The sequence below is a fragment of the Zooshikella ganghwensis genome (assembly GCF_018263875.1).
In the GTDB taxonomy this organism is placed as follows: Bacteria; Pseudomonadota; Gammaproteobacteria; order Pseudomonadales; family Zooshikellaceae; genus Zooshikella; species Zooshikella ganghwensis.
The window spans coordinates 237,755-250,859 of the sequence record NZ_JAEVHG010000005.1 but is presented as its reverse complement, the minus strand read 5'-3'; the positions used below and the strand labels follow the sequence as shown (position 1 = coordinate 250,859).

Genomic DNA, 13,105 nt, shown 5'->3' with positions numbered 1-13,105 from the left:
ACAAGACACAGGCCTTGTTTTTTTACTAAAACCTCATTATTTGCTCTGTAAAGCTTTTTAGCAAAAATTATTTTCAAACCATAGCAGGCCATTAGTAGACTAACAGTAGCAGGTAACACACCAAACGTTTATAGTATTAAAAGACCGTTGTGACTGCAGGTGAAAACAGAGCATTCAGCACTCACAACATCCCTATCCCTTGTGGATATAAGTAGTGTCAATACAGTTTGAATAACATAACAGTTATTCACGAAGGGTGTAGCGCAGTTAACACTAACCCATTTGTTGAGTCAACTAATGTCTTCTCCCGATCATCAACGTCCCTGCATCAACATGTCAACGGACATTCAAATTCGCCCAGCCCGCCCTGATGATTTAAGTGCACTTTTGGCTATTGAACAAATATGCTTTACCAGCGATAGATTAAGCAAACGAAGCTTTAAACACTTTTTACATTCTTCCACCGTCTCATTAGCCGTAGCTCAAAACTCTCAAGCAGACACTATACTTGGTTATGTTTTAATCCTTTATCACCGAGGTACTTCTCTAGCCAGATTATATTCCATCGCAGTTCACCCCCAAGCCCAAGGCCAGGGTATTGCCCAAAAGTTAATCCATTATAGTGAGTTACAAGCCACAGAAAGACACTGTTCGTTTATGCGCTTGGAAGTTCGCTTGGACAACCAGGCAGCCATTCGCATATATCAGCGCATGGGATACAAATCTTTTGGTATCTATAAAGAATATTATGAAGACAACGAAGATGCCCTTAGACTGCAAAAGCGAATCCTGATCCATCAAGAGTCCCGCCAGTTTCGTAAAATTCCCTATTACTCCCAAACCACAGATTTTACCTGTGGGCCAGCGGCCTTAATGATGGCCATGCAAGCATTAGAACCTGAGTTTTCGGTCACTCAGCATTTAGAGTTGCAACTATGGCGCGAGGCAACCACGATTTTTATGACATCCGGTCATGGTGGTTGTAGTCCTCATGGTTTAGCACTTGCAGCCTGGCAGCGGGGTTTCGACGTTGAAATGATGATTAGCCATCAACAGCCTTTATTTCTTGACTCAGTCCGCAGTGCCCATAAAAAGTCAGTGCTCACCTTAGTCCATAACGACTTCTTAGCACAAATAGCCAACACATCCATTCGTACACGTCATGAAACACTGACAATCCATAATATTGAAAATGCACTTAAACAAAATCAAGTTGCGATAGTACTCATCAGTACCTATCAATTAGACCGTTGCAAAACCCCCCATTGGGTGGTCGTCACCGATATTGATCAATACTTCGTGTATATCCATGACCCTTATACCGATGAAAAGTGCCATAAAACGGCACTGGACAATCAACATTTACCGATTCGGAGAGAAAGTTTTGACCGTATGTGTCAGTTTGGAAAAGTAAAACTGCGTACTGCGCTATTTATTAATAAAACAGCTATCTAGTCGTTCTAACACTGTAAGAGGGCGAATAGTTAAACAATTGAGATTAACGGTACAATAATCATTAATTGTAAAGTTAAACTAAAAAAGGAGCGCAATCCGCAAAATACTGAAGACATGGACTGTATTTTTCTTTCAACACTCACAACAGTCAAAGAAAAATAAGCTGGGCAGATTCACCACTTACCACTTTATATAGCCGTTTCCGATTACATAATAGCTTCCCCGGTAAGCAACAAATCTGCCCGGTACAATCGTACCAGCCGGCACAATACTGACATTAACACTAAATAACAACCACTTTTAATTATTTTTCACTATAAATTACACAATATTGTATTTACTGCACATAGTGCTGGTAATTTTTTAACCAATATTAAACAAATGTATGATTTATCGAAATCACACCAATAAATAAACGGTAATTTTTCATGGATAATCGGCAACCTATTTTGGAAAACTCATCTCCTTAAAAATAAAACAAAATACTCCTTCATCTTCCTTTTTTTCTAAAAGCTGAAATTAGAATAATTGTGCCCATAGGTGTAATCAAAGTGAGAGGAAAGTTATTATTGAAATAAAATAATAAATACCTTAGTTAGCTTACTTAATCGAGCAATAGTACACATCATTCGGTACACTGCATAACTCGTTTAATTTTACATAAGGGCACCCATAAATAACTTTATGTAATACGTTGCGATAGACTCATATTTTTTATGCCTAATAAATATGTTCTGAATATGGAAGAGTGGAACATTAACATGAAAAGCTATCTTACTATTTCAATCATTAGTTTCTCACTTTGTGTTGTGCAACATGCAACCTCAGATGAGCCATCACACAACATATCAGACTATTACTTAAAGAGATTGGTCAATATAACAACTGAAAGCAAACCTCTCCCTCCTACCCCTTCAAGTTACGGGTTAGATAGTAAGACAGGTGAGTTTAAACACCCAAGCCAAACACCTGAACAAACAAGACCGCAACCTTTTCCTGGACAACTTAAGTACTGGGATGTCAATGCTTATATCCATAATATGACAGTTGAAGCCTATTACCCCATTACTGTTGAGCCATTCCATACCTGGCAAAATATTGTTGACTTCAATGGCCGCCGTTATTTATATCAGTACGTACGTCGTGATTTAAAGATCTTTGATATCACTCATCCTAAACAGGCCAAGTTACTGCTCACCAAAGGCAGCACCTGGGGAAAAGAAGGACCAAGCCCTGAAATTAATCCTTTTCCACCAGGACAAATGATAGGTGCTAGTACTATTCAATGGGACTCAGTGCGACAACGCTATCTCATGGTCCAAGCTTATGAAGTGCAGCGATTTGGTTTACTCCATGATAAATACCAAGAACCTGACAAAGTAGAAGCCATCCGCTCTGCCCCACATTTAAAAGGTTTCAAGGTCTATGCCATGCATGGCCCACTACCCCACGAATGGGAGTTATTGGCGACACGTACAACAGATATTACCCATCCTGAAGCCCCCATTGGCAAGCAACAAGGCTCCGGGGTTAGAGATATTCCAAGTTTTTACGGAAAGCGTTATATGTTTGTTGCTTCAGCGCCTAGTGCTGATTATGCACTCACGGAATACCCCAATGATTTGTACAGCGCAGGCTACCAGTCTTGGGACATGAGTAATCCTGAAAGTCCAGTATTTCTTGATCAACTCACCGTTCCTGGCCAGCAAGTTAATAATCAGTGGCATGAGCATATTTACCAACAAAATCCTCGCGCAGGAAATCGAACCTCCTGGATGGGGGCCCGTATGTCGTTATTTATTCCTTCCTCATCAGATCAACATCAACAATATGGCTACGCAGCAATGGGCGGTCTTGGTTTTTATATTGTTGATATCACCAGCCCAAAACATATGAAAACCGTCGCTCACTTAGCATTTCCTCCAAGTGTCGCAGGCACAGAAGGCGACTTTATCGATATCAGCCAAATTAATCACACAGGACACGTTTATTACAGTGGTTATCCTCTGAATGAAGATTGCTGGGAACCTTATAAACATATTTATCAGATTGATGTTAGCGAACCTTACCAGCCCCAAATAACAGGTACACTACCTCGTCCTCATCCCCCTAAAACAGCCTTGTTTACTGATTTTTGCCAACGTAGAGGCAGCTTTGGTCCAAAACGGACAGGTTCATATACTCAACCTGGCATCAGTCGAAAGGGCATTCTTCCCTATAATTTTTATAATGCGGGGTTACAAGTATATGATGTGTCTAATCCTAAAAAACCTTTTATCAGTGCGTATTTCGTCCCTCCCTATGCACCTGAACGAGTCCACCCGTCAGCCATGGGCAATCTTTCACATAGTGTGTATGTTGAATATGATCGTAATTTATTTTGGCTATTTACCAACCATGGTTTTTATCTGCTAAGCAGTCCCGTCTTAGGCAAGCCACAGTTTGATGCACCTAAATCTCCCTGGCCAGCTCGAGATTAGTTCATTTTCAATTATCAGTAGGCACCTGCTCCATTTCCTGTGGAGCAGGTATTAAATCATTCGTGATTATATCTTTTGGAAAATAATGGCTATAAATTGCTTTTACTTGACCATTTTTCAGCCACAAATAAAGTAGACGATCATAATTAACGCGCCACTTGGGCAGTAATGGGTGTGCTGAGTGTTTACTGGTAGGGTTATAATAAGCCTTTGAACTCAATGGTTTGGGTAGATAGCTTATAAATTGACTCAAACCACGTTGGTGCAGCTCCATCAATGTTGGTAAGGTATTCATTGGCACAACGTCTATACGACCGTGCATCAGCTTTTCAAGATGCAGGAGATTATTGGTTTCAACATGCAAGTCCAAGTGAGCCTCCCAAAAATCCTCAGTATACGACCAGTCCTGGGTCGCCCCCACTCGCAGGGACTCCAAATCTTTAAGCGTTTGATAAGTAATACGTTCTGCGTCATTACGGCGAATAAAAAAATTCCAGGTAAACTGGCTATAGTATTGCTTGGGGTATACTAAATAAGCCAAACGGTCTGTTTTTTTTGAAAAACTCAGCACAATATCCACATCACCAGACTGTGCCATTTTAATGATACGAGAGCCTACTGGCACTAAGCGAATCGTATAATTAAAGTCCAGGGTTTGCATGATACGTTGAATGATTTCTATATCAATGCCTTTCAGCTCTCCTGCCTCATCGTGATAGCGATAAGGGATCTCTGGCGTTCCTACCACCTTTAGTGGTGGAGCTGAGTCAGCACTCAAACTCACTGTTAAAAAAAGCCAGGCAGCTGTCAACATAATAAACCATTCAAACGCTCATATAAAAAATATTCACTACAACCCTTATCTTAAAGAAAAATCAACTCATTATAACCTTTATGATTATAGCTAAAGATTTTTAGCCACGTTTTAATCAACGCCTACTTTTCACTCATATTCATGTAATGACTAAAACCATTGTGTTGCGAAAAGCTAACGTTTATTGGTTTCTATTCATCACAACCAACGGTTGATTTAGACGACAAAATATGTATTATTGGCCCCAGTCATCACTCTGGTGACGAAGTTACTCGAGCAATTATCTTAGGCTTAGACTTGATATTAAATGAGTAAAGCGATACTAGCGGAGAACAGTTACCGCTTTGATTATACTAAGCTCAAGATGTACAGGTACCGTACGTTTAACATACTTAATAACAACAGATTTATTTCTAAATATCACGGATGCTGCACGATGTTAAAATTAGATTGTGCACAACCAACGTATCGCTAAAAAAGCTTATGCAAATGATAGTTAGAAGTAAATTATTTCCTAAAATCCTCTTGTTTAGGACAGGAAGTTCAACATGAAATTACGCCACATTTTACCCATCGCATTACTGTCTGTTACCGCAAGTGCTGTTTCTGCAGACCCTATGGATAACTTCACCAAAGACTTTAAACCTCAAGTTTATGGTGCTTATGCTGATTGGTATAAAAAAGATATCACTAACTACTCCTATATTTATACCTACTCTTGTTTTTGTATAGATGCCGGAATTCCTTTCAGAGTTGATGTACTTAACAATGAAGTAAAAAATGTTGTTAACACCAGTACTGGTGCAGTTGTACCAGAAGATAGACGGGGTATGTTTAAAACCATTGATAATTTATTTGCTGAGCTAATGCAAGCCAATGGCAATGCCCACATTATTAATGCCAAATTTGACAAACGCTGGAGCCACCCAAAATCAGTGTATATTGACCGCCACCCTCAAATTGCTGACGAAGAGATTGGCTACACAATATCTAAAATATATCCTATGATGCCATAGTCAGTCGGTTTCATTTAGAATAAGCTAGCCTACGGCCTTAAAAGCTGACCACATGTCAGAGATAATTTAGCCCTTTGTAGAGAAGCGACATCACTCATTAATATGAAATGTCGCTTTTCCATATCTAACAAGACTAAGACAGGGTAATGTCCATCAAACTGTTTACCACAAGAAACCACAACCTAGTGATCCGTTCATACTGCGCTCGACACACCTTGGACCACAGTAATTTGAACATGTCTTAACGTCACAAGTTATTTGTACGATGGCTCTGTTCAATAATCTAACGTTAAGCTAAAAATACTACGGTGACCCCATAAAAATTCACTTTTTTGACATCACTCGCTATTGACTTAAAACAGTTTTTTTACACGGCATGTCCCGTACACTATATTTATTACTATTTATACCCAGCCATGATACGTTTAAACGTACTTCTAAAAATATAGTCAGTATGCTTTTCAAATGATTAGGATATCATTATGAAGTTAATTCGAGCAGTATTCTTGTTTTTAAGTATTATTCCTATACTCGCAGTGGCCAGCTCACCATTTTCAAAAATTACTTTTTTTGGTGACAGCCTTTCAGATACGGGTAATAAACACCAAGTCACAGCAGCCCTGGCCAAAGCCTCAAATCTACGGATAGGGATTCGTGCTGAAGCACCCTACTTTAATGGACGTTTTTCCAACCATTATGTATGGACTGACTACTTGTGGAGTCATTTCTTTGAAGGCGGCTTATCATCTGCTCGTCAACCCGTAAAAGGTACATTAATATTCGATAATGATCTGCACCTGCCTTTTACTATTAACGCCCATGAAGGACAAAACTGGGCTATTGGTGGCGCTCAAGTAGGACCAGGATACTTTAAAGATATAGACGTCACTACTGATGTCGAGCTGCTTGATGGCGCGGTGGTGATGCCAAATATTGGTCAACAAATAGACGACTGGGCGAAAAAAAATAGTTATTTTGAAAGGAATGAGTTAATCAGTATCCAAGGCGGTACCAATAATTTATGGTTCACCTTATTTGGCGACTTAAATCATAATGGTAAACAAGCAGCAGAACTTCTGCTGACGCATATTGATAAGTTACATCGTTTAGGTGCAAGACATATTCTAGTCAGTAATATTCCTGCATTAGAATATGCTCCTTTGCTAGCGGAACACCGTGCTAAAGCAGAAAAGTACATTAATAGGTTCAATACCGTTTTAGCCTCGGGTATCAGTGAACGACAGCAAGATAAGCGCTGGCAAGCTGTCAACATTTACTACTACGATAGTCACACAGCCTTTAAAAAAATAATGGATACTATTGATAAACAGGGTCAATATAACCACCAAGCACTTAATATAACGCTCACCAACTACACTGACTCAGCATGGGATTTTACTCAAAATACAATTGTAAATAATCCACAACAATATATATTTTGGGATGGTTTACATCCAACAGATGCCGTACACCATTTAATAGCCAATGATATTATTCAACGGTTACCTTCCTTAACTAGACACTAGTCCAGCCCCCTGCTTCAACCCGTACTTCACAACTCGTTGAAGCAGGGGTTTCACATCGCTTATTAAGTCCGCTACTATGCTCTTGCGAACATTTATTCCGTTAAAATAATATTTACTCATTATTTTATATTAGAAATTAACGTATTTTTAACGATGACCTTAAGCTAGCACGGAGCAGTAAATGAGCCATAATAACCAATCGCTAAACATTCGCCCTGCCACCAGTGATGACATTCCTACTATTCTTACCTTTATTAAAAACCTCGCTAAATATGAAAAACTAATTCATACCGTGGTGGCGACAGAAGACAAGCTCAGGGCTACTCTATTTGGTGAACAGCCTGCCGCAGAGGTAATAATTGCATTTTTAGATGATGAGCCCGCTGGTTTTGCCTTATATTTTTCCAGCTATTCAACATTTTTGGCACAGCCTGGCATGTATTTAGAAGACCTTTATGTCAACGAGTCATTACGCGGACATGGTATTGGCAAAGCCTTATTACACCAACTAGCGCAAATAGCCAAAGCCAGAAACTATGGTCGACTGGAGTGGTCGGTCTTGAACTGGAATCAACCTGCCATTAACTTTTATGAGTCTATAGGTGCTACCCCCCAGGATGAGTGGACTGTTTATCGCCTAACTGGAGACGCCCTGAGTCAACTAGCTGAGAAGTAAAGGATACTAACACAGCGCAGGGAGCGCGCTGTTTCACGAGTCATTTTTTTGAACAACGGCCCCCCCTCTTTATCCAACAAAAAAAATATATCCCAGCCTAAAGCGTATATACTCAATTTAACAGCTCACTGTTTACCAAGCGATGACTCCTTCATCGCGCGCTTTAAAGACTACGTTGTAAGGTCGTTGTAAATGTCTGATGAACCCAAATCATTCTGGGGAAAACTCGCCGTTATCACTGCATTTCTAACGGCTTTGGTCAGTATCATTACTGTACTGCAACAATGCACATTCAAAGATACAAGCAATACCAACTTACCACTCAATAACACTGTAAACACTAGAACAGAAGACCCTGTAGATTTTGATGACTATGAGCCAGTTTACCCAACCACGCGGACAACAAGCGCTCCTCCAGTGAATAACACAGCCAATAACCTTTATTGTTGCGATTTATATGGCAACAAATGGTGTCAAATTGTGATAAATCCTGGCCCTGTCGGCACTCCCTGTTTTTGTGCCGGTGTCACTGGTACTGGTTTTATCTGTCAGTAGATAGCCCATTAAATGAGCCCAAGCTGTAACTTCCCTGCTTCTGATAATTTGCTGCGGTCCCAGGGGGGATCAAAGACCAAATTGACATGAACTGCATCCACATGGGGCACCAACGCGACCTGATGTTTCACTTCATCCACCAATACCGGGCCCATACCACAGGCAGGAGCTGTTAATGTCATATCAATATGCACGACCTGTTGACCCGTTTTACGCTGAATAATATTAACGCTGTAGATAAGTCCAAGGTCTACGATATTCAATTGAATTTCTGGATCATAGCAGTGCCGCAGTACCTCCCAAATATAAGCCTCATTAACTTTTCCTTCCTCAAAATTTTCATCATTTGCCTTGGGAAAAGACAGTTGAGGTATTGCTTTACCCAAAGCATCCGCATCGTCCCCTGCTATGCGAAACAGATTACCACGCACCCTTACGGTAAAAGACAACCCCATACTTTGTACCAGCTCAACCTCCGTGCCTTTTTTAAGCCTGACAGCATCACCCGCTGGTACATGGATAGCTTTACAGGCACGTTGCAACTCAATCAAGGGGTAGCCTCGACCAGTAGGGAAAGCATTCGATGCCCCTACATTAATCACATGTGTCGGAATTAAAGAAACAGTAGAAACCTTTTTTGTCATGCTTTACCCCTATTACTCGGTGGTAACCGCTTGTCCATCATTCGCAGACAATGCATGTTCCAGAGCATGCCAAGCCAAGGTGGCACATTTCACCCGCATTGGAAATGCCTTAACACCACTTAGCACCGCCAATCGCCCCATGTCTTCTGCACTCTCACCGGACATAATGAGCTGGTGAAACTTTTTAAACAACGCTAACGCATTATCAACCGATTTCCCCTTAACCTCCTGGGTCATCATGGAAGAAGAAGCCATTGAAATAGCACAGCCATGTCCCTGAAATGCAATATCCTGAACCACGCCATTTTTCACATCAAGGTATAAGGTAAGTTGATCACCACACAGAGGATTATCGGCTTGCTGCTTATGAGTACAGGGAGAAAGCACACGAAAATTACGAGGCTGACGCCCATGATCCATGATAAGTTCTTGATATAACTGTTTCAGCTCAGGGTTCATTGCCAAAATTCCAGTGCTTGCTCTAGGCCATTGATCAATCGTGCAATATCCTCAGTAGTATTATAAATAGCCACTGAAGCACGCACTGTTGCAGGCACATTAAAAAAATCCATCACAGGCATCGCACAATGATGTCCTGCGCGTACAGCGATTCCAGAGTGATCTAGCAACGTTCCCAAGTCATGAGGATGAATACCTGCTACGGTAAAGGAGCAAACCGCTGTCTTTTCTTTTGCATTACCAATAATCTTCACACCCGGCAACGCCTTCAGCTGAGCATGAAGCTGATAGAGCAATGTCGCCTCATGCTCCCACAGTGTATGTTGGCGAAAATGGCTAAACCATTGAAGGGCTGCGCCCAAACCAATCGCTTCTGCAATGGCAGGGGTGCCAGCCTCAAATTTATAAGGTAGATTATTAAACTCAGTATGATCAAAGCTAACCCGCCGAATCATTTCACCACCACCTTGATAAGGCGGAAAGCGATCTAACCACACTTGCTTACCATACAAAATACCAATGCCTGTTGGGCCATACACTTTATGTCCAGAAAATACATAAAAGTCACAATCCAGTGCTTGTACATCAACTGGCGTATGAGCCACTGCTTGAGCACCATCCACTAACACAGGGATACCATGATCATGGGCGATAGCAATCATCTTCGCCACAGGGTTAACTGTGCCTAGCGCATTACTAACATGACTAACAGCTAATAATCGCGTCCGCGTACTTAACAACAATGGAAATGCTTCTAAATCCAGCTCACCAGATGGCAGCATAGGAATAACTTTTAAAACAGACTGAGTTCGTTGACATACCAATTGCCAGGGAACAATGTTAGCGTGATGTTCCATGGCTGAAATCAAAATCTCATCGCCAGGCTGCAAAATACTCTCTGCAATCCCATGAGCAATGAGATTTATAGCTTCCGTTGTACCGCGGACAAAGATCACTTCTTCTCGATTGGCGGCATTAATAAATTGCTGAATGCTATCTCTGGCCGACTCCATAGCCCAGGTTGCACGCTCACTTAAAGCATGCACCCCACGATGCACATTAGCATTATCACAACGATAGTAGTGATCAAGTGCTTGTAAAACAGCTTCAGGTTTCTGGGTTGTTGCGGCGTTATCCAGATAAACCAGTGGCTGACCATGGACATGTTGATGGAGTGTGGGAAACTGGTGGCGGACTTCATCCGTCAAACAACGCCCACCAGAAACCAAGGCTGATGGACTACTTTGAAGCTGCTGTTGAGAAGGCTGCTCAGCCATCATATCGCCTCCATCTGTTCACTCACTGATGCAAAACTAGGTGTAACCTGTTGTGTAAGCCATTCATATAATGGTTTTGGCAGTGACTGCCAGAGTGTCTGGATGAAAGCTGCCAGCAACAGTTGCCGTGCACTCTCTGATGCAATCCCCCGGCTGCATAAATACTGTAATGCCTGCCTATCAAGCTGACCGACCGTCGCCCCATGAGCACAACGAACAGCATCATGATAGATTTCCAGTTCAGGCTTAGTGTGCATTCGGCTTCCTTGACTCAGTAGCATATTGCGACTGTACATGTTGCCTTCAGCCTGATGAGCTTCAGGTGTCATTAATATTCGGCCATTAAAGACCCCTTTTGACTTTCCTGCCAATAAACCTTTATGTAAACAGTAGCTTTTGGTTTCTTCTGCCAGGTGGCGAAAAACCACACGATGATCATGATGTTGCTGGCCTTGCCCGAGTAGTAGCCCATTCACTGTGGCAGAACTCCCCCGCCCCGCTAAGCGCTGGATAATTTGTAAGCGTGAAGCATTCCCTCCTAACGCAGCAAGCCAACTCTGTATCTGTGCTGAAGTATCCAGATCAACCAGCAGCTGGTGGACATGCTGACATGATGAAGCACACTGATTAAGGTTCACATAAATAACTTCTGCTGAAGGGGCAACATGCAGTTGAGTCAAGCTATTCCACAAACTATCACTTACCGATAAATCAGCAGGAGAAATCGTATGCTCTAACAATGTCAACTGACTGCCAGGTTGCACATGTATACGAACACTCGGCTGATACCAGCCCGCCCTTGCAGCAATATAGGCAATGTGGAGTGTTAGTTGGCTATCCGCAGGAATGCTCAACTGAAGTGTCTCAGGTGATAATGCAAGGTTAAGTAATGCAAAACCATCACTGTCTTCATCCAGTAAATCTTGGGCCGGTATAAACAATGAGGGATCTGATACGTCACCTAATAGCCCGCCAAACAGAGAAGTATTGGTTTGGTCACTGTAAAACTGACCGTCGATACAATACAACAGTACGCTGTTTGCGTGGGGGCAAATCACTTTATCAATCAAATCAAGGTTGATACTAGCCGACAATTGTTTTATGTCAGCAATAACAGGATTACCGGTTTTTTGAGGCAAAACACTGGTTTTTTTTAGCGCATTATTTAATAGCGACTCAGTAAAAAACTGCTCAGCACGAGTATACTTCCAAGACTCTTGGTGGCGAGTAGGTAACCCCTGCTGCTGCCACCGCTGCCAAGCACGCTGTCGTACTGGTGAAATACCTTCAGCTGCAGGCTGTATGGTTGCATCCCACTGCTGTTGGCAATGCTCAGAAATTGCTTGGCGCATCATACTCATTCACGAAGCCCTCTGTGTCATTAAAGCCTTCATGTTTGGTATATATAGAAGGCTTTAAATTCATACCCTTTTTCACAGACACCAAAAACTTATGCGGCAAAAGCCTGAAACCCTTGATTAGCCACTTGGTCTGCAAGCTCAACACCTCCAGACTGGACAATACGTCCTGCCAATAAAATATGTACTTGATCAGGTGTTAGATATTCCAGCCAGTGCGGATAGTGGGTAATGAGCAAAAAGCCTGTGCCTTGTTGCTGTAAGTGTCGTATACCTTGACCAATAATTTTCAAGGCATCGACATCAAGCCCGGAGTCGATTTCGTCTACGACAGCAATCCTTGGTGATAGCAACAACATCTGTAATAACTCATTTCGCTTTTTTTCTCCGCCAGAGAAGCCATCATTCAACCCTCTGTATAAGAAGTCCTCGTTTAACCCGGATTGCTGTGCGGCCTGTTTGACTTGCGCTAATAATTCAATGGCATCCAATGGCTCCAGATTCTGCACCTGCCGATGTGCATTCACCATGGCCTTGTAAAACTGTAAGTTACTCACCCCCGGGATAGTGACAGGATGCTGAAAAGCAACAAACAAACCCTGGTGAGCACGCTGCTCTATGGACAGTGGCAATAAATCCAGTCCTCCCAGCCGCAACGCGCCTGACTCAATGGTATAGTCTGCATCCCCCAGAAGTGCTCGGGTCAAAGTACTTTTGCCGACGCCATTGGGTCCCATTAACACATGGATTTCCCCGGCATTAATCGTTAAATCTATGGCTTCAACAATAGTTTTATTGGCCACGCTGATCGCTAATGATTGTATCTCCAGCATTATTCCCCCCCT

Annotated in this window: 12 protein-coding genes; 6 read left to right on the top strand and 6 right to left on the bottom strand. The window is 42.0% G+C overall.

Annotated features, from left to right (window positions below; translation table 11 throughout):
* Positions 1-297: 297 nt before the first annotated feature.
* A complete protein-coding gene (locus KHS79_RS10110) occupies positions 298-1,455 on the top strand; it encodes a GNAT family N-acetyltransferase/peptidase C39 family protein (RefSeq protein ID WP_233468361.1) in 1,158 nt (385 codons plus the stop codon).
* Positions 1,456-2,216: 761 nt separating this feature from the next.
* Positions 2,217-3,935 carry an LVIVD repeat-containing protein gene (locus KHS79_RS10105; RefSeq protein WP_212718654.1) on the top strand — a complete coding sequence of 573 codons (1,719 nt, stop codon included), beginning with the start codon at positions 2,217-2,219 and terminating at the stop codon, positions 3,933-3,935.
* A 7-nt stretch (positions 3,936-3,942) separates the two neighbouring features.
* Here KHS79_RS10105 and KHS79_RS10100 read toward each other — a convergent pair whose 3' ends face one another.
* On the bottom strand, positions 3,943-4,749 hold the full coding sequence (locus KHS79_RS10100; protein ID WP_212718653.1) for a substrate-binding periplasmic protein: 807 nt from the start codon (positions 4,747-4,749) through the stop codon (positions 3,943-3,945).
* A gap of 548 nt (positions 4,750-5,297) precedes the next feature.
* On the opposite strand from KHS79_RS10100, the gene KHS79_RS10095 reads away from it, so the two are divergent.
* The 4 genes from KHS79_RS10095 (at position 5,298) to KHS79_RS10080 (ending at position 8,522) form a co-directional block, all read left to right on the top strand.
* Positions 5,298-5,765, top strand: a complete 468-nt coding sequence (locus KHS79_RS10095; RefSeq protein ID WP_094787164.1) for a DUF6174 domain-containing protein — start codon at positions 5,298-5,300, stop codon at positions 5,763-5,765.
* A gap of 482 nt (positions 5,766-6,247) precedes the next feature.
* A complete protein-coding gene (locus KHS79_RS10090; RefSeq protein ID WP_212718652.1) occupies positions 6,248-7,291 on the top strand; it encodes an SGNH/GDSL hydrolase family protein in 1,044 nt (347 codons plus the stop codon).
* 181 nt (positions 7,292-7,472) lie between these two features.
* Complete coding sequence (locus tag KHS79_RS10085; RefSeq protein WP_094787162.1) at positions 7,473-7,967, top strand: GNAT family N-acetyltransferase; 495 nt, start codon at positions 7,473-7,475, stop codon at positions 7,965-7,967.
* Between the two features lie 192 nt (positions 7,968-8,159).
* Complete coding sequence (locus KHS79_RS10080) at positions 8,160-8,522, top strand: hypothetical protein (RefSeq protein ID WP_094787161.1); 363 nt, start codon at positions 8,160-8,162, stop codon at positions 8,520-8,522.
* An 8-nt stretch (positions 8,523-8,530) separates the two neighbouring features.
* Here the strand turns inward: KHS79_RS10080 and sufT are convergent, their stop codons facing one another.
* The 5 genes from sufT to sufC form a co-directional block, all read right to left on the bottom strand.
* Complete coding sequence (gene sufT, locus KHS79_RS10075; protein ID WP_212718651.1) at positions 8,531-9,166, bottom strand: putative Fe-S cluster assembly protein SufT; 636 nt, start codon at positions 9,164-9,166, stop codon at positions 8,531-8,533.
* A 12-nt stretch (positions 9,167-9,178) separates the two neighbouring features.
* Positions 9,179-9,625 (bottom strand): Fe-S cluster assembly sulfur transfer protein SufU, encoded by a 447-nt coding sequence (gene sufU / locus KHS79_RS10070; RefSeq protein WP_094787159.1) that lies wholly within the window; start codon positions 9,623-9,625, stop codon positions 9,179-9,181.
* A complete protein-coding gene (locus tag KHS79_RS10065; RefSeq protein ID WP_233468360.1) occupies positions 9,622-10,905 on the bottom strand; it encodes a cysteine desulfurase in 1,284 nt (427 codons plus the stop codon). Before KHS79_RS10065 ends, sufU begins: the two co-directional genes overlap by 4 nt.
* Positions 10,902-12,263 carry a SufB/SufD family protein gene (locus KHS79_RS10060; protein ID WP_212718650.1) on the bottom strand — a complete coding sequence of 454 codons (1,362 nt, stop codon included), beginning with the start codon at positions 12,261-12,263 and terminating at the stop codon, positions 10,902-10,904. The genes KHS79_RS10065 and KHS79_RS10060 overlap by 4 nt, the downstream gene beginning before the upstream one ends.
* Before the next feature lie 89 nt (positions 12,264-12,352).
* Positions 12,353-13,093 (bottom strand): Fe-S cluster assembly ATPase SufC, encoded by a 741-nt coding sequence (sufC, locus tag KHS79_RS10055; protein WP_212718649.1) that lies wholly within the window; start codon positions 13,091-13,093, stop codon positions 12,353-12,355.
* Positions 13,094-13,105: the final 12 nt, after the last annotated feature.

Bases quoted from the DNA above. Each gene is read 5' to 3' on its own strand.
- sufC (WP_212718649.1), bottom strand. From the start codon at position 13,093: ATGCTGGAGATACAATCATTAGCGATCAGCGTGGCCAATAAAACTATT.
- sufU (WP_094787159.1), bottom strand. From the start codon at position 9,625: ATGAACCCTGAGCTGAAACAGTTATATCAAGAACTTATCATGGATCAT.
- KHS79_RS10060 (WP_212718650.1), bottom strand. From the start codon at position 12,263: ATGAGTATGATGCGCCAAGCAATTTCTGAGCATTGCCAACAGCAGTGG.
- KHS79_RS10105 (WP_212718654.1), top strand. From the start codon at position 2,217: ATGAAAAGCTATCTTACTATTTCAATCATTAGTTTCTCACTTTGTGTT.
- KHS79_RS10090 (WP_212718652.1), top strand. From the start codon at position 6,248: ATGAAGTTAATTCGAGCAGTATTCTTGTTTTTAAGTATTATTCCTATA.
- KHS79_RS10065 (WP_233468360.1), bottom strand. From the start codon at position 10,905: ATGATGGCTGAGCAGCCTTCTCAACAGCAGCTTCAAAGTAGTCCATCA.
- KHS79_RS10085 (WP_094787162.1), top strand. From the start codon at position 7,473: ATGAGCCATAATAACCAATCGCTAAACATTCGCCCTGCCACCAGTGAT.
- KHS79_RS10095 (WP_094787164.1), top strand. From the start codon at position 5,298: ATGAAATTACGCCACATTTTACCCATCGCATTACTGTCTGTTACCGCA.
- KHS79_RS10110 (WP_233468361.1), top strand. From the start codon at position 298: ATGTCTTCTCCCGATCATCAACGTCCCTGCATCAACATGTCAACGGAC.
- KHS79_RS10080 (WP_094787161.1), top strand. From the start codon at position 8,160: ATGTCTGATGAACCCAAATCATTCTGGGGAAAACTCGCCGTTATCACT.
- sufT (WP_212718651.1), bottom strand. From the start codon at position 9,166: ATGACAAAAAAGGTTTCTACTGTTTCTTTAATTCCGACACATGTGATT.
- KHS79_RS10100 (WP_212718653.1), bottom strand. From the start codon at position 4,749: ATGTTGACAGCTGCCTGGCTTTTTTTAACAGTGAGTTTGAGTGCTGAC.